18 protein-coding genes are annotated in these 20,590 nt (G+C 32.7%); 7 read left to right on the forward strand and 11 right to left on the reverse strand.

What is annotated here, in order from left to right:
- Window positions 1-5: 5 nt before the first annotated feature.
- From murD to mraZ, 7 genes are read right to left on the reverse strand one after another with little or no spacing between them, the layout of a single operon-like run.
- On the reverse strand, window positions 6-1,388 hold the full coding sequence (murD, locus tag ACQ0RB_RS04280) for a UDP-N-acetylmuramoyl-L-alanine--D-glutamate ligase (RefSeq protein ID WP_335973722.1): 1,383 nt from the start codon (window positions 1,386-1,388) through the stop codon (window positions 6-8).
- A 21-nt stretch (window positions 1,389-1,409) separates the two neighbouring features.
- Window positions 1,410-2,651, reverse strand: a complete 1,242-nt coding sequence (gene mraY / locus ACQ0RB_RS04285) for a phospho-N-acetylmuramoyl-pentapeptide-transferase (protein ID WP_430496709.1) — start codon at window positions 2,649-2,651, stop codon at window positions 1,410-1,412.
- A gap of 1 nt (window position 2,652) precedes the next feature.
- The gene (locus tag ACQ0RB_RS04290) at window positions 2,653-4,116 is read right to left on the reverse strand and encodes a UDP-N-acetylmuramoyl-L-alanyl-D-glutamate--2,6-diaminopimelate ligase (RefSeq protein ID WP_335973720.1); all 1,464 of its coding nucleotides are present in this window, start codon (window positions 4,114-4,116) and stop codon (window positions 2,653-2,655) included.
- Window positions 4,113-6,071: a penicillin-binding protein gene (locus ACQ0RB_RS04295; RefSeq protein WP_430497009.1), complete on the reverse strand. Its 1,959-nt coding sequence runs from the start codon at window positions 6,069-6,071 to the stop codon at window positions 4,113-4,115. Before ACQ0RB_RS04295 ends, ACQ0RB_RS04290 begins: the two co-directional genes overlap by 4 nt.
- A gap of 57 nt (window positions 6,072-6,128) precedes the next feature.
- Window positions 6,129-6,446: an FtsL-like putative cell division protein gene (locus tag ACQ0RB_RS04300; protein WP_129759329.1), complete on the reverse strand. Its 318-nt coding sequence runs from the start codon at window positions 6,444-6,446 to the stop codon at window positions 6,129-6,131.
- Window positions 6,443-7,348: a 16S rRNA (cytosine(1402)-N(4))-methyltransferase RsmH gene (rsmH, locus tag ACQ0RB_RS04305; RefSeq protein WP_430496711.1), complete on the reverse strand. Its 906-nt coding sequence runs from the start codon at window positions 7,346-7,348 to the stop codon at window positions 6,443-6,445. Before rsmH ends, ACQ0RB_RS04300 begins: the two co-directional genes overlap by 4 nt.
- Window positions 7,326-7,796 carry a division/cell wall cluster transcriptional repressor MraZ gene (mraZ, locus tag ACQ0RB_RS04310; RefSeq protein WP_131506023.1) on the reverse strand — a complete coding sequence of 157 codons (471 nt, stop codon included), beginning with the start codon at window positions 7,794-7,796 and terminating at the stop codon, window positions 7,326-7,328. The genes rsmH and mraZ overlap by 23 nt, the downstream gene beginning before the upstream one ends.
- A gap of 286 nt (window positions 7,797-8,082) precedes the next feature.
- Between mraZ and ACQ0RB_RS04315 the strand changes: the two genes are divergently transcribed.
- Window positions 8,083-8,847 carry an alpha/beta fold hydrolase gene (locus ACQ0RB_RS04315; RefSeq protein ID WP_129759332.1) on the forward strand — a complete coding sequence of 255 codons (765 nt, stop codon included), beginning with the start codon at window positions 8,083-8,085 and terminating at the stop codon, window positions 8,845-8,847.
- Window positions 8,848-8,850: 3 nt separating this feature from the next.
- Window positions 8,851-9,465 carry a ribosome biogenesis GTP-binding protein YihA/YsxC gene (gene yihA / locus ACQ0RB_RS04320; protein WP_129759333.1) on the forward strand — a complete coding sequence of 205 codons (615 nt, stop codon included), beginning with the start codon at window positions 8,851-8,853 and terminating at the stop codon, window positions 9,463-9,465.
- Between the two features lie 2 nt (window positions 9,466-9,467).
- Here the strand turns inward: yihA and ACQ0RB_RS04325 are convergent, their stop codons facing one another.
- Both ACQ0RB_RS04325 and ACQ0RB_RS04330 read right to left on the reverse strand, forming a co-directional pair.
- Window positions 9,468-10,562, reverse strand: coding sequence for an ABC transporter permease (locus ACQ0RB_RS04325; RefSeq protein WP_430496714.1), 1,095 nt, complete (start codon window positions 10,560-10,562; stop codon window positions 9,468-9,470).
- 5 nt (window positions 10,563-10,567) lie between these two features.
- Window positions 10,568-12,733, reverse strand: coding sequence for a carboxy terminal-processing peptidase (locus ACQ0RB_RS04330; protein ID WP_430497011.1), 2,166 nt, complete (start codon window positions 12,731-12,733; stop codon window positions 10,568-10,570).
- Between the two features lie 184 nt (window positions 12,734-12,917).
- On the opposite strand from ACQ0RB_RS04330, the gene surE reads away from it, so the two are divergent.
- The 5 genes from surE (at window position 12,918) to ACQ0RB_RS04355 (ending at window position 17,781) form a co-directional block, all read left to right on the forward strand.
- Entirely contained in the window at window positions 12,918-13,694 is a 777-nt protein-coding gene (gene surE, locus ACQ0RB_RS04335; protein ID WP_129759336.1) for a 5'/3'-nucleotidase SurE, read from the forward strand.
- Window positions 13,687-13,971, forward strand: coding sequence for a hypothetical protein (locus tag ACQ0RB_RS04340; protein ID WP_430496716.1), 285 nt, complete (start codon window positions 13,687-13,689; stop codon window positions 13,969-13,971). The genes surE and ACQ0RB_RS04340 overlap by 8 nt, the downstream gene beginning before the upstream one ends.
- Window positions 13,972-15,087 carry a lipid-A-disaccharide synthase gene (gene lpxB, locus ACQ0RB_RS04345; protein WP_430496718.1) on the forward strand — a complete coding sequence of 372 codons (1,116 nt, stop codon included), beginning with the start codon at window positions 13,972-13,974 and terminating at the stop codon, window positions 15,085-15,087.
- 109 nt (window positions 15,088-15,196) lie between these two features.
- Window positions 15,197-15,718, forward strand: a complete 522-nt coding sequence (locus tag ACQ0RB_RS04350; protein ID WP_430496720.1) for a C40 family peptidase — start codon at window positions 15,197-15,199, stop codon at window positions 15,716-15,718.
- A gap of 26 nt (window positions 15,719-15,744) precedes the next feature.
- Complete coding sequence (locus ACQ0RB_RS04355; RefSeq protein ID WP_430496722.1) at window positions 15,745-17,781, forward strand: ComEC/Rec2 family competence protein; 2,037 nt, start codon at window positions 15,745-15,747, stop codon at window positions 17,779-17,781.
- A 5-nt stretch (window positions 17,782-17,786) separates the two neighbouring features.
- Here the strand turns inward: ACQ0RB_RS04355 and ACQ0RB_RS04360 are convergent, their stop codons facing one another.
- Both ACQ0RB_RS04360 and ACQ0RB_RS04365 read right to left on the reverse strand, forming a co-directional pair.
- The gene (locus tag ACQ0RB_RS04360; RefSeq protein WP_187347835.1) at window positions 17,787-18,335 is read right to left on the reverse strand and encodes a thioredoxin family protein; all 549 of its coding nucleotides are present in this window, start codon (window positions 18,333-18,335) and stop codon (window positions 17,787-17,789) included.
- An 87-nt stretch (window positions 18,336-18,422) separates the two neighbouring features.
- A complete protein-coding gene (locus tag ACQ0RB_RS04365) occupies window positions 18,423-20,540 on the reverse strand; it encodes a peptide MFS transporter (protein WP_430496724.1) in 2,118 nt (705 codons plus the stop codon).
- Window positions 20,541-20,590: the final 50 nt, after the last annotated feature.

Genomic DNA, 20,590 nt, shown 5'->3' on the forward strand with positions numbered 1-20,590 from the left:
AAGTTTTATAAACTTCTTACAGCTTCTTTAAATTGACGACCTCTGTCTTCATAGTTTTCAAACAAATCAAAGCTTGCACAAGCTGGTGACAACAACACATTATCTCCTGCTTTAGCTATCTTGTATGCAATTTTCACAGCTTCGCTCATGTATTGAGTTTCTACGATAACATCAACCATTGAACTAAAGTTTTTAAGTAGCTTTTCATTATCAACACCAAGACAAATGATTGCTTTTACTTTTTCGTTTACAAATGGATATAACTCCTCATAGTTATTGCCTTTGTCTTCTCCTCCAACTATCCAAATGGTTGGTGCATCCATACTTTCTAAAGCAAAATAAGTAGCATTTACATTTGTTGCTTTGGAGTCGTTGATGTACTGTACTTTATTAATTTTAAGTACACTTTCCAATCGATGCTCTACACCTTGAAAGTTCTCTAAACTCTCTCTTATTGTCTGTTTTCTAATTTTTAGCAAATGTGCTACTGTTGAAGCAGCCATTGCATTTTTTACGTTATGTTTTCCTTCTAATGCTAAATTTGCTGTCGGCATAATTATTTGGTCGTTATCAATTGTTATTTTTATTGTCTCGTTTTCTAAATAGGCTCCATTTTCAATAGGTTTAGTTAAAGAAAATGGTAACATTTTGGATTGAACAGGATGCTTTGCTAGCCAGTTTGTGATGACTTCATCATCCGCATCATAAATCAAATAATCGTCTTTAGTTTGATTCATTGCAATGCGAAATTTTGAAGCGATATAATTTTCAAACTGATACTCATATCTATCTAAATGATCTGGTGTGATGTTAGTAATAACTGCAATGTTTGGTTTAAAACTCACAATATCATCCAACTGAAAGCTGCTTATCTCTAACACATAGTTTTTATAGTCCTTTTCTAATATTTGCTTCGCAAAACTGTCTCCTATATTTCCAGCTAATCCAACATCCAACTCTTGTTTTAAAATATGATGCGTTAAACTAGCTGTTGTAGTTTTACCGTTGCTACCAGTTATTCCTACAATAGTTGCATTGGTGAATTTTGAAGCAAATTCAATTTCAGAAACCACCTGAATTCCTTGAGCTCTAATTTGTTTTACTAAAGCTACTTTTTCAGGAATCCCAGGACTTTTCATTACTACATCAGCATTCAGAATTTTACTTTCTGTGTGCTTTTCATCTTCCCATTCAATCTCATTATGTATAAGAACCTCTTTATATTTTTCTTTTATTTTTCCCTTATCGGAAACAAAAACTTCATATCCTTTTTCTTTCCCTAAAAGTGCAGTTCCAACTCCACTTTCTCCTCCTCCAAGAATCACAAGCCTCCCAAACCCTCCAAAGGAGGACTTTTCATTTTTTTCTCTTTTACTATCTCCTTCCATAAACCTTTTCAATCACAATCCTTATCTAATTTTCAATGTCACTATTGATATGATTGCTAGCAAAATGCCAACAATCCAAAATCTTGTAACTATTTTACTTTCGTGATATCCTGATTTTTGATAATGATGATGCAATGGCGACATCTTAAAAATGCGTCGTCCTTCACCATATTTTTTCTTTGTATACTTGAAATAGCTGACTTGCATAACTACCGAAAGGTTTTCAGCTAAAAAGATTCCGCACAACACAGGAATCAACCATTCTTTCCTAACAGCAATAGCAATTACAGCTATAATTCCACCAATAGTTAAACTTCCAGTATCTCCCATAAATACTTGAGCTGGATAGGTATTATACCATAAGAAACCAATTAATGCTCCTACAAAAGCAGCGATGTAAATGGTGATTTCTTCAACTCTTGGGATATACATAATATTGAGGTAATCGGAAAAAATGATATTACCCGAAACCCAAGCAAAAATTCCCAGAGTAAGCACAATTATTGCAGATGTCCCAGCTGCTAAACCATCAATACCGTCGGTTAGGTTTGCTCCATTGGAAACTGCTGTAATAATAAAAATGCTCACCAATATGAAAATGACCCAAGCATACTTATTTAGGCTTGGATTAATCCATGTAATCAAATCGGAATAATCAAACTCATTTCCTTTCACAAAAGGAATGGTGGTTTTTGTAGACTTTTCTTCAACATCAAATAACTTTGCTGGAGGTAAATTTGGGTTTTCAGCAAGCATTACTTTTTGCTGTTCTTCTGGTAATTTTTCTTTTATAGTTACATCATCACTAAAGAAAAGTGTTGCTCCAACTATAATTCCTAAACCTACTTGACCTAGAACTTTAAACTTTCCTTTTAATCCTTCTTTATCATTTTTGAATTTTTTGATATAATCATCAATAAACCCAATAGTTCCCATCCAAAGTGTGGTAATAACAAGCAAAATGATGTAAATGTTTTCCAATTTTGCCAATAACAATACAGGAATTAATGTTGCTAGAATAATGATGATTCCACCCATTGTTGGTGTACCAGCTTTTTCTACTTGACCTTCTAAACCTAAATCTCTAATAGTTTCTCCAACTTGCTTTTTTTGAAGGAATCTTATAATACGTTTACCATAAATAGTAGAAATTAACAGCGACAGAATAATAGCAATGGCAGCTCTAAAGGTTAAGTACCCAAAAAGCGATGCACCAGGAAACTGGAACTGTCTTTCTAAATATTCAAATAGGTAATACAACATCTTATTTTTGTAATTGCTTTAAAAATTCCTGTACTATTTTATAATCGTCAAAATCAAAGCGTTCGCCTTTAATTTCTTGATAGGTTTCATGACCTTTTCCTGCTATAAGAATAATGTCATTTGGTTGCGCCATTTGACACGCTGTTTTTATGGCTTGTTTTCTATCAACTATGGATAGTGTTTTTTTATAATTTTGAGGTTCAACCCCTTTTTCTATATCTTCAATAATCGCATCAGGAACTTCACTTCGTGGATTATCACTAGTAAAAATTACTTTAGTGCTCAATGCAGACGCTATATGTCCCATTTTTGGTCGCTTAGTCTTATCTCTGTCACCACCACAACCAACAACTGTAATGAGTTCTTCATTTTTTGTTCTGATATTATTAATGGTTTCCAACACGTTTTTTAATGCATCAGGTGTATGAGCATAATCTACAATGGCTGTGATTTTTTCATCAGACACCAAATACTGAAAACGACCACTCACACTTTCTAATTCGCTAATGAGTTTTAAATTCTCAACTTTTTCAAGTCCTAATAATTCAGCTGTAGCATAAATTGCTAAAATGTTATAAGCATTAAAACTTCCAATCAATCGTGTCCAAACCTCATTATCATTAAGTTTTAAAAGCAATCCGCTAAATTGATTTTCTAAAATTTGAGCTTTATAATCAGCATACGACTTTAATGCATAGGTGATTTTTCTTGCTTTTGTATTTTGAAGCATCACCAAACCATTTTTATCATCGACATTTACCAATGCAAAAGACTTAGCTGGCAACTGATCAAAAAACTGTTTTTTCACATCTCTATATTCAGCAAATGTGTTATGATAATCTAGATGATCGTGAGAAAGATTTGTAAAAATACCACCTTCAAAAACCAATCCTTCTGTTCTATTTTGATGAATACCATGCGAACTCACTTCCATAAAGCAAAACTCCACACCTTCATCATTCATTTCACTTAAATACTTGTTTATTGTAAGAGAATCTGGTGTTGTATGTGTAGCTTTAAACTCTTTATCACCAACCATTATCTTTACTGTTGACAATAAACCAACTTTAAAACCAGCTTTTTTAAACAACTGATACAGCAATGTAGAAACCGTTGTTTTTCCATTAGTTCCTGTCACTCCAACAAGCTTTAAATTTCCTGATGGATTACCGTAATAGTTAGCAGCCATAAATGCCAATGCTTTACTAGCACTATCAACTTCTATGTAAGTGATTCCGTTTTGCAATTGCTCCGGAAGTGCTTCACACACTACAGCTGAAGCTCCTAGTTCTATTGCCTTTTCAATAAAGTTATGACCATCAACAACCGAACCTCTAATTGCCACAAACACGTCGTTGGTTTTGATTTGGCGTGAATCAAACTCAATAGCATTTACCTGTACACCTGTACTACCTACAACTGCATTGATGGTTACTTTATACAATATGTCTTTTAACACTATCACGATGCTTCTAAAACAATTACTTGGTTCTTTTTAAGTTTTATACTCTTGTCTACTGACTGTTTTTTTATAATTCCACTTCCATTAAGTTTCACTTTCACTTCTACATCCATATTCTCTAATAATGCCAACGCGTCCATAGCAGACATCCCAACAACATCAGGCATTATGGTTTTATATTTTTGAGCTAACTCAAAGTAAGTATCAAAATCACTTTTAGTTTTAGCATCCACTAATTCTAAAGTTTCCACTTCATCAACTAAAGGCGTATCTGTATAGATTTTTTGAGCTATTTTTTTAAACACTGGACCTGACACATCTGCTCCATAATATCCAACACTTTTATCAGGCTCATGAATAACAACTATACACGAATACTTTGGATTTTCAGCAGGAAAAAAACCTGCAAAAGAGGATATATAATTGAGTTTATCTTTATTTGCATAGTCTTTTTGACACGTACCAGTTTTACCAGCCATTGAGAAATTAGGCGAGTACAACTTATGACCTGTACCGTGTTCTTTATCGACTACATTTTTAAGCAATTGCTTTACTTTAGAAACCGTTTCCTGAGAGCAAATTCTTGGGTTTATGATTTCTTTTTTAAATGGAACTATAGTTTCATCAAACTCTTTTACCTCTTTTAAAAACTGAGGTTTCACCATTTCACCATTATTGGCTATAGCATTATAAAATGTTAGCGTTTGAAGAGGCGTAAATGATACTCCATAACCATAAGCCATCCACTGTAATGCAATACCACTCCATCTTTTCTTATTATCGGGATGTGGAATAATTGGCTCTCCTTCACCTAAAATTGGCAAATCTAACTTTTGATTTAAACTCATTTGGTACAAACGCTCAACAAACTTTTTTGGGTTGCTTCTATAATGCTGATCAATTGCAGAAACTATTCCTGTGTTTGAAGACACTTCAAAAGCTTTTCCTATAGAGATTTTACCATAACCTCCACGTTTAGAATCACGAACTTTTTTACCATAAAAACTTAAGATTCCGTTTTTAGTATCCACAACATCACTTGTATCTATTACTTTATCTTCTAAAGCAGCAGTAAGCGCCATTAGTTTGAATGTTGAACCTGGTTCATGCGACTCCCAAACTGCGTAATTTCTTCTTTCGTAATAATTCCCTTCAGAGTTTCTTCCTAAATTAGCAATAGCCTTTACCTCTCCTGTTTGGGTTTCCATCACCACAACACAACCATGGTCAGCTTTATATTTTTCTAGTTGTTCCAACAACGCATGATGAGCAATATCTTGAATATTAACATCAATAGTTGTATACACATCATACCCATCTTTAGGCTCTGTTTGGTTGTAATCAGTTATTGGTTTCCATTGACCATTACCTATCTTTTGCTTTAACCTATGACCATTAGTACCTTTTAAGTACTCCTCACCATAAGCACCATCAATTCCTGCTCTTGTAACATTTCCATCTTCATCTACGCGCTCATAACCAATAGAACGATGCGCAATTCCACCCATTGGGTGCTCTCGCTTTGTATTTTGCTCAACTATTAAACCGCCTTTTATAGCACCAAGTTCTAACAAAGGAAAATTTCTAACTCTTAAATAATCAGAATACCCGATATCTCTCGCTATCAAATAATATCTGTTTTTATTCGCTCTTGCTTTTCTAATTCTTTGTTGATGATATGATGCTGGTTTTCCTGTGAATTTTGCCAGCGAATCGCAAAGCGGTTTTATATATTCTTGAAAGGTTTTGTTTTGAGGCTGTACAGCATCTAAACGAATATCATACTTAGGAATAGATGTCGCCAAAAGACTTCCGTCAGCCGAATACACATTACCTCTGTTAGCAGGAATCTCAACATTTTCAACAGCACGTTTTACTCCAAGATCTCTGTATTTATCACCTTGAATAAACTGAATATCCACTAACTTGTAAACCACAAGAAAGATGAACACAAACATGCATCCTGCAACAAAGTACAACTTATTTAATATGTCTTTTTCTGTTACTGCCACTAGTTATTCTTGAGCTTTTACTTTTATTTTTTTTGGCGGAATTAATGAAGGCACAATACCTTTTTCTGCCATTTTTGTTACAATTGACGATTCCATTTTAAGCCTCATCAATCTTGAGCGTCCATCAACAAATGCTGAACGCAATTCTTTCACTTCATTATTAAGTTTCGCTATTTCATGTACTTTTTTATCTGCACTATGTGAACTCGCTATCATTATTATAGCCAAGGCAGAAATAAAAATGATAACTCTCCAGTTTTTAAAAGAGTCATCACTTATTAAAAATTTACCTTTCAGAATACCATAAATACCTTTCTTCATAGTTTTTCTGCAATTCTTAATTTTGCGCTTCTTGCTCTATTATTAATTTTTATTTCTTCTTGTGTTGGCACAATAAGATTTCCTACTTTTTTTAAAGGCACTTCAAAATTTCCAAATACATCTCGTTCTGGCTCACCTTCAAACAAGCCATTTCTTATAAATCGTTTTACCAACCTATCTTCTAACGAGTGATAAGAAATAAAACTTAAACGACCTCCTTTTTTTAGGAGCTCAGGTGTTTGCAACAACAGTTCTTTTAACACCTCAATTTCTTGATTCACCTCAATTCGAATTGCCTGATAAATTTGAGCTAGTATTTTATTTTCTCTTTTAGGTTGCAAAAATCGTTTTAACACTAACTTTAATTGTTCACTAGTTTTTATCTCAGCTTTTGAACGCTCTTCAACAATTACTCTTGCCATTGCTGGAGCTTGACGCAATTCTCCATACTGATAAAAAACTTGACGCAATTGCTCCTCTTCATAATCATTGATCACATTGTAAGCCGACAAATGACTATTTTGATTCATGCGCATATCTAATTCCGACTCAAAACGAGTTGAAAACCCTCTTTCAGCAACATCAAATTGATGTGAAGACACACCAAAATCTGCCAAAATCCCATCTACTTGCTTTACACCATAAAATCTCAAAAAACGTTTTATGAATCTGAAATTTTCATTTATTAGTGTAAAACGCTCATCCTCTAAAGCATTAGACAATGCATCCTGATCTTGATCAAAAGCAAACAATTTTCCATCAGGACCCAATTGCTTTAAAATTGCCTTACTGTGACCACCACCACCAAAAGTGACATCCACATAAACACCATCAGGTTTAATATTTAAACCTTCAACTGTCTCATTAAGTAAAACCGGATTATGATATTCCATTGTCATCATCGTCTTGTCCCATTACTTCTTCAGCTAAGTCAGCAAAATCTAAAGCAGCATCATCAATAGCTTGCTCATACTTGTCTTTATCCCAAATCTCAATGATGTGTATTGCCGAAGACACCACAATCTCCTTGCTAATTCCAGAGAAAGCAATCAAATCTTTCGGGATTAAAAGTCGACCAGTAGCATCTACCTCAACCATTTTAACTCCTGCCGTAAAGCGTCGTATAAAATCATTATTCTTTTTCTTGAACCTATTGAGTTTATTCACTTTTTGCATCAACAACTCCCACTCACTCATTGGATACAACTCCAAACAAGGCTGAAAAACCGCTCGCTTTAACACGAAACCATTTTGTAACACAGGAGACAACTGCTTTTTTAGGGCAGCAGGAAGCATTAGCCTTCCTTTGGCGTCTACTTTGCACTCGTATGATCCTATTAAAGTGTTCAAAATGATTATTTTATACTTCTAACGAATTCAATTCAAATATATTGAAAATATTACCACATTTTACCACTTTATACCACTTTTGTTAATAATTTTTTTATTTTAACAACAATTACGCGCTAAAACAGATTGTAGTTATTTAAAAATCAGAGGTTTATTTTTTTATGAAGACACATTGATTAGATTGTGAAAAACTCTATGAAAAACAATTTTTCACTAAGGGGTAAAAAAGGGAGTATTTATCAATGAAATAACTATATTTGTTTAAAATGACATCACTAACTAATACATGAAACACCTTTTAAAAACAGAAAAAAATTACAGTTATATTGAAGTAGGAGAAGGCACGCCAATAATTGTTTTACACGGTTTAATGGGAGGGTTGAGTAATTTTGATGCTGTTACAAATTACTACAGTACAAAAGGTTACAAAGTCATTATTCCTGAGTTACCAATCTACACCATGTCATTACTAAAAACCAATGTAAAAAGTTTTGCAAACTACCTGCATGATTTTATTGAGTTTAAAGAGCTAGATAACGTTATCTTGCTAGGAAATTCTCTTGGTGGTCATATTGGTTTATACCATACCAAAATGTATCCTGAAAAGGTTAAAGCATTAGTAATTACAGGAAGTTCTGGACTCTACGAAAGCGCAATGGGAAGTGGCTACACCAAGCGAAGTGACTATGAAGTTATCAAGAAAAAAGCCCAAGATGTATTTTACGACCCAGCAGTTGCTACCAAAGAAATAGTTGATGAAGTTTACGAAACTGTAAACGACAGAAACAAGCTTATAAAAACATTGGCAATTGCTAAAAGTGCAATACGACACAATATGGCAAAAGACCTTCCTAAAATGCAAACACCAACTTGTATTATTTGGGGAAAAAACGACACTGTTACTCCACCTGAAGTTGCTGATGAATTCCATAGTTTATTACCTGATTCTGATTTATTTTGGATTGATAAATGTGGACACGCAGCTATGATGGAACACCCTGAAGAGTTCAATTTGATTTTAGAAAAATGGCTTTCTGCCAGAAACTTTTAAAACATGTTAATTAAAACAGCAGAGTTTGTAATAAGCAATTCTGAAGTTACAAAATGCCCAAAAGACATATTGCCTGAATATGCTTTTATTGGTAGAAGTAACGTTGGAAAATCCTCGCTAATTAACATGCTCACCAACCATAAGAATTTAGCAAAAACTTCTGGAAAGCCTGGAAAAACTCAACTAATCAATCATTTTTTGATTAATAAAAACTGGTTTTTGGTGGATTTACCAGGATATGGTTATGCAAGAGTCTCTAAGACTGCTAAAAAGAAATTTCAAAAGTTCATTACCAATTATTTTGAACAACGTCAACAACTCGTATCTGCATTTGTATTAGTTGATATTAGACATAATCCTCAAAACATAGATTTAGAATTTATGGAGTGGTTGGGAGAACACGGAATCCCCTTTTCTATTATTTTCACAAAAGCTGACAAGCTGAAACCTAAAGCCATTGAACGAAATATTTCAGAATACGAAATGGAAATGCTTAAAACTTGGGAAGAAATGCCTAATTACTTTGTAACCTCTTCAAGCAAAGCCATAGGTAGAGAGGACGTTTTACAGTTTATTGACGACACGAATAAAGAAATTAACGCTTTAAGAAACGAATAGGTTTAATTTTTCACATCCAATGCATCCCTAAGCGCATTACCTATAAGCATAAAAGCCATTACCAAAATCATAATACACAAACCAGGAATTATTGCCAAATAAGGTTTTCCTAGTATAATATAATTATAATGATCTTTTATCATAGCTCCCCAACTTGCCATTGGTGGTTGCGCTCCAATACCTAAAAAGCTCAATCCACTTTCAATTAAAATTGCAGCTGCAAAATTTGCTGCTGATATGACAATAATTGGAGCCATAATATTGGGTAATATATGTCTGGTAACAATTCTAAAATCGGTATAACCTAAAGCTTTAGCTGCAGTAACATACTGCATTTCCTTTACACTTATAACTTGTCCTCTCACTACTCTAGCAACTTCAACCCACATAGTAAGTCCTACCGCTATAAACACTTGCCAAAACCCTTTATCTAAAGCCAATATAATAGCAATAACCAAAAGCAATGTTGGAATAGACCAGGTTACATTAATAATAAACATAACTATTGTATCAACTACTCCTCCAAAGTATCCAGCTAAACTTCCCATAAAGATTCCAACTACTAAAGAAATAAATACAGCTATAAAACCAATAAAAAACGAAATTCGAGAACCTATTAATACTCTACTTAATAAATCCCTTCCGTATTTATCAGTACCAAACAAAAATGTACGTTCTTTTATAAAAGGCTTAAAATCTTGGTTTGGAAAAGCACTTAGGGCAATTTCTTTTTCTACACCTATTAATCCATCAGAGGCATATTCAGTATATACTAATTTATCATTATCAGCTTTAAATTCTGAAATTGGGATTTCGGTATCAGTATTTCTTTCACCATAAAACACTTTAGACAGAAAAGATTGTTCATTTTTTATTTCGGATGGAATAGTAAGAATATTCGCTTTAAAACCAGGTTTTTTAGAGTGAATTGTTAAATGCATTTGATTTGCATTTTGAGAATTATCTGGTGCTAAAACATATGCAAAAACAGACACTAACCCAATGGCAACAATGAGCCAAAAACTTAAAACGCCCCAAAAGTTCTTTTTAAACTTTTGGAGCGCTAATTGTGTTAATGAGTTACTGTTTTTACTCATTTATTTTAATCTTTTACTGCAGCTACTTTTGTTTTAACACCATAGGTCATTTTAAGATCGTTTAAAACATTTAAAGCCTCTTCAATATACACATCCTTACTTAAATTTTGGTGCCAACGCTCACGCTTTTGTTTTAAAACAGAGTCTTGCTCCATTAATTTAATTTCATAAGGCAATGAATTAAATGTAAGATTAGTTTTGTAATCTGCTATTTTTTCAAAACGTTTCGCCTCTTCTTCATTAGTATTTAAACGCTCTTTGTATTTTTTATAGTTAAGAGAAAAGTTTTCTGTTTCTCTAATAGTATTAATCCATTTAGCATTTTCATCAATTAACTTTAACTGATCGCTATTAGCCATACGCTCTCTACTTTTTGAAATTGTAGTTTCATAATCGTAATAGTTTTCCCAAAGGTCATAATCTGCAGCATCAATTTTATCCCATTCTAAAGGACTGTCATACGTTCTTTCACCAATACCAATATACTTATAACGGTCTGGAACTACAATATCACTCTTTACTCCTTCCAACTGCGTTGAACCACCATTAATTCTATAGAATTTTTGAGTCGTGAACTTTAATGCTCCCATATCTCCATTGGAATTATTTCTCACCATTCTATTAAGGTCTAGTACATTTTGCACTGTTCCTTTACCATAGGTTTGTTTACTTCCAATAACTATTGCTCTTTTATAATCTTGCATTGCAGCAGCTAAAATCTCTGATGCTGAAGCAGAAAGTTCGTTAACTAATATCACTAACGGTCCATCCCAAACAATAGACATATCTCTATCCTTTAAAACTTCTTTTGGCTCTCCTGTAGTTTTAACTTGAACTATTGGACCATCTTTAATAAACAATCCTGCCATATCTACAACCGTTTGAAGCGATCCTCCTCCATTATCTCTAAGATCTAACACAAGACCTTCCATACCTTGTTGCTTTAATCTTATGATTTCTTGTTTTACATCTGAAGCCGCATTTCTTTTATTGTAATCGTCAAAATCAACGTAAAACTTAGGTAAATTGATAACTCCAAATGTTTTGTTGTCTTTAATTACTGTTGAAGATTTTGCATAAGTTTCTTCCAGTTCAACAATATCTCTAGTAATTGTAATGTCTTCTATTGTACCATCAACTTTTTTCAAAGTTAAGGTTACATCAGTACCTTTTGGTCCTTTTATGAATTTGATAGCATCGTCTAAACGCATACCAACAACACTTACAGCCTCTTCTTCATCTTCTTGCTTTACTTTCATTATTTGGTCTCCTACCTGAAGTTCGTTTTGTCTCCAAGCTGGACCACCACTGATAATTTCGTTAACCAAAATAGCATCCATTTTCTTTTGAAGTCTTGCTCCAATACCTTCAAAATTACCAGACATATCTACATCAAAACGATCTTTATCTTCTGGCGCAAAATAAAACGTATGTGGATCATACTCCTCAACAATTGCATTGATATACACTGAAAACCAATCTTTACGTTGTCTTTCACCTATAAAAGCGTACAGTTCATTTAAAGAGTTTAACGTTGCTTCTCTAGCTTCTTCTTCTAGCTGTTTTTCAGTTTTTACTGTATTTGCAGCATCGCTATTTTCATCAAATGCCATTTCAGGATCTTTATTTTTAGCTCCGCGTTCTTGCTGCACTAATAAATCATCATAATTAGCTATGGTTGAAAACTTAAGCTGTTGTCTCCAACGCTCTTTCATTTCTTTTTTAGATGTTACATAAGGCATTGAATCATAATCGGTAGAAAAATCTTCGTCCACATTGAAGTCAAAAGGTTTTGACAGCACTTCTTTGTAGATTTCTTTAGACTCCTCCATACGCTTTAATAGTCTCTCATGAGTTAAATTAAAGAACGTTAAATCGTATTCTTTAATCTGATCATCAATACTATTTCTGTAAGCGCTGAATTCCTCAATATCAGACTCATAAAAATAACGCTTTAGTGGATCTAATTGCTTTATATAATCATCAAACACTAATCCTGAAAAATCATCATCTACGTCAACTGGACTGAAATGACCTTCATTTAAAACATAACTAATAAGTTGAATGAGTAATTTATCTTTGTTAGGGTCTTCAAAGGTTTTTGAGGTAAAACTACAAGAAGCAAATGCAAGTAGTAAAACCAAAAGCAAAATTTTATAGTTCCTTTTCATAATATCTTTCATATTTATACTTTAACTGTATATAACTACAAAAATTAAGTTATATTTTTCACTAAAGTAAAAGAAAAAACCGTGCCAATAAAATATAGCCCTACTAATTTTTTGTTAAACCTAACATAACAGGTAATTGAAGGGTTTTATTTATTTTAGCAACTCACAAACAACAATATATTTTATGGCAAAAAGACCTCTTATTTTAGTTACAAACGACGATGGTATAACTGCTCCAGGAATTAGAACTTTAATTGAAGTTATGAATAGCATTGGAGACGTTATTGTTGTAGCTCCTGATAGCCCTCAAAGCGGAATGGGACACGCAATTACTATTAATTCAACACTGTTTGTAGAAGAGATAAAAATCGACGAAGGTAAACAAAGAGAGTACAGTTGTTCTGGAACACCTGCCGACTGTGTAAAACTTGCTATAAATGAAATCTTTGACCGCAAACCCGACCTTTGTGTTTCAGGTATAAACCATGGTTCAAACTCATCTATAAATGTTATCTATTCAGGAACAATGAGTGCAGCTATTGAAGCTGGTATTGAAGGCATTCCTGCTATAGGGTTTTCACTTTTAGATTACAATTGGAACGCTAATTTTAAAGCCACAAAATCCTTTGTGAAAACTATTGCTGAAAATGTTTTAAAAGAAGGTTTGCCAAAAGGAGTGGTTTTAAATGTAAATCTTCCTAATCTCCCTAAAAAAGATATAAAAGGTATAAAAGTATGCCGACAAGCTAAAGCGAATTGGGAAGAAGAATTTGACAAACGTAAAAACCCACAAGGTCGAGAATATTACTGGTTAACAGGTAAATTTGTTAACTTAGACAAAGGAGAAGATACTGATGAATGGGCTTTAAAAAACGGTTATGTTTCAGTAGTACCAATACAATTTGATTTGACAGCTCATCATTGCATACAAAATTTAAACACTTGGAAATTGAATGGTTAAAAAGGAAGTTTTTATTGGATTTATTGTTGGATTAATTGCTAATTTTATGGGTTTAATATTAGCAGTTTATCTTTTTGGAAATGGCGATGATATTGAAACCACTATTAGGCAATCCTTATCGGAAGGTTTTTTTAGTAAATTAGTAAGTATAGGAGCTATTTTAAATTTAGGTGCGTTTTTTATTTTCATAAAAAAGAAACAAGATTATAGAGCTAGAGGTGTACTTTTAGTTACGGTTTTAATAGCTGTATTTACATTTTTGGTAAAGTATTTATAGATGAAGTATTACATAATTGCAGGAGAAGCGTCAGGTGATTTACATGGCTCAAACCTAATGAAAGCATTACAAAAAATTGATGTAAATGCTGAATTTAGGTTTTGGGGAGGCGACCTCATGCAAGCTGTAAGCAACTCATTGGTAAAACACTACAAGGATTTAGCCTTTATGGGTTTTATTGAAGTGGTTATGAATTTAAGAACCATAACCAAAAACTTAGCATTTTGCAAAAAGGATATTGAACAATACAATCCTGATACTATCATTTTTATTGATTATCCTGGTTTTAATTTACGTATTGCTAAATGGGCAAAACAAAAAGGCTACAAAACACATTACTATATTTCTCCACAAATTTGGGCTTGGAAAGAAAATCGTATTAAGGATATAAAACAAGATATCGACCACATGCATGTTATTCTTCCTTTTGAAAAAGGATTTTATGAAGACAAGCATAATTATCCTGTAAACTTTGTTGGTCATCCATTAATTGACGCTATTGGAGCACGACAACAAGTTGATGAATATAGTTTTAGAGCTGAACATGAGCTCAACAAAAAACCTATTATTGCTTTACTACCAGGAAGCCGAAAACAGGAAATTAAAAAAATGTTATCGGTTATGCTTAGTATTGTTGACGATTTTCCTGGTTATCAGTTTGTAATTGCTGGAGCGCCAAGTCAAGATTATAGTTTTTATGAGCCTTTTATTACAAATAATAACGTAAGTTTTATTAGCAACCGAACTTATGATTTACTCAGTGTATCCTACGCTGCATTAGTAACTTCTGGCACTGCAACTTTAGAAACTGCATTGTTTAAAGTTCCTGAAGTAGTATGCTACAAAGGAAGTTGGTTATCTTACCAAATAGGAAAACGATTGGTAAAACATATTAAATACATCTCATTGGTAAATCTTATTATGGATAAAGAAGTGGTTACCGAATTGATTCAGGATGATTTTAACACCAAACGTTTAAAGCAAGAATTAAAAATTATTCTAGACGATTATCAACGTGTGAAATTTTTCTTGAACTACTATGATTTAGAGAAAAAATTAGGAGGTAAAGGCGCAAGCAATAAAACTGCTGAATTGATTTTTAAAAGCTTAAATTAAAACAGGTTTGTTGATAAGAGTTTTCATAACTATTCAAAAGCCTTCCCAAACTAATAATTTATTGTTTTTATTTTGTTTCAATTCTTAATTTTAGTCACAAATTCAATACATGAAAAACTTTACTATACTGCTACTAGCACTTATCTGTTTGAATAGTTGTAAATCCTCAAAAAAAGCCAAAAGCTCACATAAAACCACTACAAAAACCGAAAAAAGGGCAACTAACACAACTAATACAACATCAAATGCACTTGCTGAAAGTATTGTAGACTATGCTAAACAATTTGATGGTGTTCGCTACAAATATGGTGGAACTACCAAAAAAGGAATGGATTGCTCTGGACTGGTAATGACAGCTTTTAAGAGTGAAAATATTATGCTACCTAGGACAACCTCAGACCTTTCAGTTACAGGAAATTGGATAGACCTTAAAGAAGTTCAAAAAGGAGATTTAATGTTTTTCGCAACAAGAAAAAATAGCCGAAAAGTTAATCATGTTGGCATAGTTACTTTTGCTAGCGAAGGCAATGTAGAGTTTATTCATGCTTCAACAAGTGCAGGAGTGATTATATCGTCGTTAGCTGAACGGTATTGGTATTTTGCATTCGTACAAGCTCGAAGAGTACTGTAAACCATTATTTTTTAGTAACTTAGATTATGAAGTTACTAAATTTTACTCTTATAAAATTAACGCTTTGTTTAGTTATCGGGATTTATATAGGTTATTATATTACAATTCCGTTACAACTATCATTATATACTAGTCTTAGTTTAATCTGTCTTTTATTTTTATGTTTTCTCTATCTTAAAAACAAGTTTAAGAACTCCATTTGGTTTGGACTAATTACTTTTATTACTACGATAAGTATAGGTGTGTTAACTCATAACCTTCATGATGAAAAACAATTTTATAATCACTACACCAAAGTAGTGGAAATGGATGAATCGGCTTCAAAAGAAATTACATTTAGAATACGAAAACAACTAAAACCAGGGAACTACTACAATAAATACATCATTGACATTTTAAAGATTGACTCAACTGTTGTTAATGGAAAATCTTTATTAAACATTGAAAAAGATTCTACTTTAAAACGCTTAAAAACCGATGATATTTATATCACATACTCCCCCATAAAAGATTTGATTAACCCTCTAAATCCAAATCAATTCAATTATAAAAACTATTTAGAGAAGCAATATATCTATCATCAAATTTTCACGAATCAACAGTCTATTTACAAAACAAAGTCCAAGAGCAATACTATTTTTGGTTATGCAGCAGCACTTAGAAATACCATAAATGCTAAATTAAAAACATACAACTTCGCTCCAGATGAACTCGCAATTATAAATGCTTTACTTTTAGGGCAACGACAAGACATAAGCGAAGACGTTTACAACAATTACACCAATGCTGGAGCAATACACATTCTTGCAGTTTCAGGGCTTCATGTTGGGATTATATTACTCCTACTAAATATTTTATTAAAACCTTTAGAACGTCTTAAACATGGTAAACCCATTAAAATACTGTGCATACTCCTTCTGCTTTGGAGCTTTGCCATTATAGCAGGATTATCAGCATCGGTTACTAGAGCTGTAACCATGTTTAGCATTGTTGCCATTGCTATAAATTGGAAACGACCAACAAACATTTACAACACACTAGCCATATCTATTTTTATATTGCTGCTCATCAAACCTATGTTTTTATTTGATGTTGGGTTTCAACTTAGTTATCTAGCAGTTATTGCTATTGTAACGTTTCAGCCTATACTTTACAAACTATGGTCAACTAAAATAAAGCCGCTGGACTATTTTTGGCAAATTTTCACAGTTACAGTAAGTGCGCAATTTGGAATCATACCTGTGAGTCTTTATTACTTTCATCAGTTTCCTAGTTTATTTTTTATTTCAAACCTTGCTATAATTCCGTTTTTAGGATTGATTTTAGGTCTAGGTATTCTAGTCATTGTTTTAGCTGTTTTAAATAGCCTTCCTGAATTTCTTGCTAATTTTTTTGGAAGTACAATTAATGCAATGAATTTAATTGTTGCTTGGGTATCCAAACAAGAAACATTTTTATTTAGAGATATCCCTTTTAGTTTAGCTCATGTTTTAAGTAGCTACTTAATTGTTGCTTCACTTTTTGTGCTGAATAAGAAAAGGAACTTTAAGAGTTTAACTTTCATGCTTATCGCTATTATGGTATTTCAAGGTGTTTTGATTTATACAAAATATGAGACATCTAATAAACAATTTATCGTATTTCATAAAAGCAGACACAGTTTGATTACTGTAAAATCTAATAGAAATATGATAGTTTATCATAACCTAGACAGTACAGGTTTTAAAAATGATAAAGTCATTAAAAACTACAGAGTTGGTAATTTTATTGAAAGTTTTAAAACAGACTCACTGAAATCTATCTATAAAGTTCAAAACAAAATGGTATTAGTGGTAGATAGTTTGAGTGTTTACAATGTTACAGCGTTTAAGCCTAATTATGTATTACTTCGTAACTCTCCTAAGATTAATTTGCAACGTTTGATAGACTCTATTCAACCAGAGGTCATTATTGCTGATGGTAGCAATTACAAATCTTACATTAAACGATGGAAAGCAACGTGCTTAAAACAAAAACTCCCTTTCCATCAAACTAGTGAAAAGGGAGCGTTTATTATTGAATAGTATTTTTAACCTTGAAACTTTGGTTCAAATGCAGTGTAATACGCATTGAAATCCTCTTGAGAGGTCATGTTCTTGTGTTCATCGTTTTTGAAGAGTTTTAAATACAACTCTATTTGTTGAGGCTTTTGATAACCTCTTAAAGGCGTAAGCACTTTTCCTTCTTCATCAAAAAACACGATAGTAGGATATGCACTTACTTTTAAATGCCTTGTTAACTCATGAACTCCATTTCTACGATTTGCCAATTCTGGCTTGTAGCTTTTATTAGTAAATGTTTTACCTTCATAAGTAACCTTATCATTTCCTTCGGCATTAAACTTAACAGCATAGTAATGCTCGTTTACATAATCTGCCACATCTTTATTTTGAAATGTGTTTCGGTCTAACATTTTACATGGACCACACCAATTTGTATACACGTCCATCATAATTTTTTTAGGTTTTTCTTTTTGAAGTTTTAGAGCTTCTTCAAAAGTTACCCAATTAATCTCCTGAGCTACACTACTAACTGTAGTTAATAATGCAAATACTAATAAATATCTAAGTTTTTTCATAATATCATTTGTTGCAAAAGTTATTCCGAACTTACAAAAAATGCTCCAAAAGAGGAGCATTTTACGTTTATTTTAACGAATTACTCGTTATTTAACACCATGCATTAATTTTTTCAATACAGGGTTTAGAGCAAAAACAAGTAATCCTGCAACAGTAGGCACTATTGTAAAAATTACAAAAAACGTAGACAAACTATATTCTTCTGTTATATTCTCAATTTGCCCTCCAAGCACAGCAGCAAGTTTATTACCAATAGCAATTGCTAGATACCACATCCCAAACATCAAGGCAATCATTCGTGCGGGAACAAGCTTACTAACATAAGACAACCCAACGGGAGAAAGACATAACTCTCCCAAAGTATGAAACAAATATGCTAATATTAACCAAACCATACTTACTTTAACTCCTTCTACCAGTCCATAAGATCCAAAAGCAAGTAAACCAAAGCCAACTCCCATTATAATTAATCCTAATGCATATTTAGTAGCTGCACTTGGATTATATTTGCTTTCCCACCATCTTGAGAAAAATGAAGCAAATACAATTATAAAAAAGGAATTTAGAATACTAAACCAGGATACGGTTATTTCTACCTCATTATCTCTTACTTGAGTAACTTGAGCCTCAACCACACCATTATCTCTATTTAATTGTATTCCTTGATTAACGGCAAAATCTAGTCGTTCAGAATTTAAATACCCGAATTCTGTACCTTCATTATTTTTTGTAATAATGTTAAGTTTATCCCCAACTTTAAAGTCTAATGGCTCAGCAATTGATGTAGTTCTCGTTACAATTTTATCTGAAGGACTTATGGAATAACCCTGTGTAACTGGAAGATAAACAAACTTTAACTCACCTGTTTCAGTCTTTTTTTGGACTCCGTTTTCATCCAAATCTGCTTTTTCAATCGCGTTGTAAGAAACATCATAAGCAATGGTTTTAAAATCTCTATTTAACATCCAACCAACAATTCCCCACATTAATAAGAAACAAATTACAAGAACAATATTAGAACCTGGAATCTTTTTAAATGTTTTCTTCCAAAGCAGGTACAATACCCAAGAAATAATTACCAGTGGAATAACTGTTAGTAATGTATTTATAATATTAAAAGCAATTGCAGAATTACCACTTAACATTCTATCCACACTATCTCTAGCAAAAATAACTAATGACGATGCACCTTGCTCAAATGACAACCAAAAGAATACTGTGAAAAAAGCAAATATGATAAATGCAATCATTCTATCTCTAACAACTGCTGTATATCTTAGAATTCTTCCTATAACTAGTATTAAGAACAGAACTAAACCAAATAAAACTGCTATATATTGCCCTTCAATATCTCCAATTTGAAACGCGGAAAACATATCTATATTAGCAATCTTAGACATTGGGTCATTTATAGCATAACCAAGACCAATTATTGATGAAATAACTATTAAAACTTTATCTAAAGTGGTAAACGGATTAGGTTTTTCATCATCTTGCTGTTTATTTTCTGTTTTGGCACTTTTCTCGTTTACATTTTGAGGCAATTCTATCTCATGAACTTTAGTAGGTTTGGCTCCAATTTTTCCAAACAAGGGTCCTGCTAACCAAAATTGAAGGGTACCTAAAAGCATAAACACACCTGCTAATCCAAATCCATAAGCCCAACCTATTTTTTCAGCTAAATAGCCACATAACATCATCCCAAAGAAAGCTCCTGCATTTACTCCCATGTAATAAATTGTATAAGCTCCATCTTTCTTTTCTGGGTTTTTCTTATACATCTCAGAAATAATGGATGTCATTGTTGGTTTAAAAAAACCTGTACCTACAACTAAAAGCACTAATCCGAGATATAATGAAAACTCTGTTTCTAAAGCCATAGACGCATGTCCTAAAGTCATAATTAATGACCCAATAATAACAGCCCAACGATATCCAGTATATTTATCAGCAATATAACCTCCAATAATTGGTGTTACATATAACAACATAGCATAGGTTCCAAATAAGGCACCAGCATTTTCAACAGACCATTCCCAACCAGGATTGTAACCTATTGCAGCCATGGTTAGAAAATTTACTAGTAGAACTCGCATGCCATAAAAAGAAAATCGCTCCCACATTTCAGTGAAAAATAGCACAAAAAGACCTGCAGGATGACTTAAAACCTTGTCTTTAAACAGATTTTCAATATCAGTATTCATAGTGTTAGTTTTAGTTAAGAAAAGAGAAACCCTTGCCTGTATAAATTAGC

Origin of the sequence: Gaetbulibacter sp. PBL-D1 (genome assembly GCF_050509525.1) — a bacterium.
Lineage (GTDB): Bacteria > Bacteroidota > Bacteroidia > Flavobacteriales > Flavobacteriaceae > Gaetbulibacter_B > Gaetbulibacter_B jejuensis.

Coding starts and splice junctions, on each gene's coding strand:
- murD (WP_335973722.1), bottom strand. CDS start 1,388: ATGGAAGGAGATAGTAAAAGAGAAAAAAATGAAAAGTCCTCCTTTGGA.
- mraY (WP_430496709.1), bottom strand. CDS start 2,651: ATGTTGTATTACCTATTTGAATATTTAGAAAGACAGTTCCAGTTTCCT.
- ACQ0RB_RS04295 (WP_430497009.1), bottom strand. CDS start 6,071: ATGTTTGTGTTCATCTTTCTTGTGGTTTACAAGTTAGTGGATATTCAG.
- ACQ0RB_RS04300 (WP_129759329.1), bottom strand. CDS start 6,446: ATGAAGAAAGGTATTTATGGTATTCTGAAAGGTAAATTTTTAATAAGT.
- rsmH (WP_430496711.1), bottom strand. CDS start 7,348: ATGATGACAATGGAATATCATAATCCGGTTTTACTTAATGAGACAGTT.
- ACQ0RB_RS04315 (WP_129759332.1), top strand. CDS start 8,083: ATGAAACACCTTTTAAAAACAGAAAAAAATTACAGTTATATTGAAGTA.
- yihA (WP_129759333.1), top strand. CDS start 8,851: ATGTTAATTAAAACAGCAGAGTTTGTAATAAGCAATTCTGAAGTTACA.
- ACQ0RB_RS04325 (WP_430496714.1), bottom strand. CDS start 10,562: ATGAGTAAAAACAGTAACTCATTAACACAATTAGCGCTCCAAAAGTTT.
- ACQ0RB_RS04330 (WP_430497011.1), bottom strand. CDS start 12,733: ATGAAAAGGAACTATAAAATTTTGCTTTTGGTTTTACTACTTGCATTT.
- surE (WP_129759336.1), top strand. CDS start 12,918: ATGGCAAAAAGACCTCTTATTTTAGTTACAAACGACGATGGTATAACT.
- ACQ0RB_RS04340 (WP_430496716.1), top strand. CDS start 13,687: ATGGTTAAAAAGGAAGTTTTTATTGGATTTATTGTTGGATTAATTGCT.
- lpxB (WP_430496718.1), top strand. CDS start 13,972: ATGAAGTATTACATAATTGCAGGAGAAGCGTCAGGTGATTTACATGGC.
- ACQ0RB_RS04350 (WP_430496720.1), top strand. CDS start 15,197: ATGAAAAACTTTACTATACTGCTACTAGCACTTATCTGTTTGAATAGT.
- ACQ0RB_RS04355 (WP_430496722.1), top strand. CDS start 15,745: ATGAAGTTACTAAATTTTACTCTTATAAAATTAACGCTTTGTTTAGTT.
- ACQ0RB_RS04360 (WP_187347835.1), bottom strand. CDS start 18,335: ATGAAAAAACTTAGATATTTATTAGTATTTGCATTATTAACTACAGTT.
- ACQ0RB_RS04365 (WP_430496724.1), bottom strand. CDS start 20,540: ATGAATACTGATATTGAAAATCTGTTTAAAGACAAGGTTTTAAGTCAT.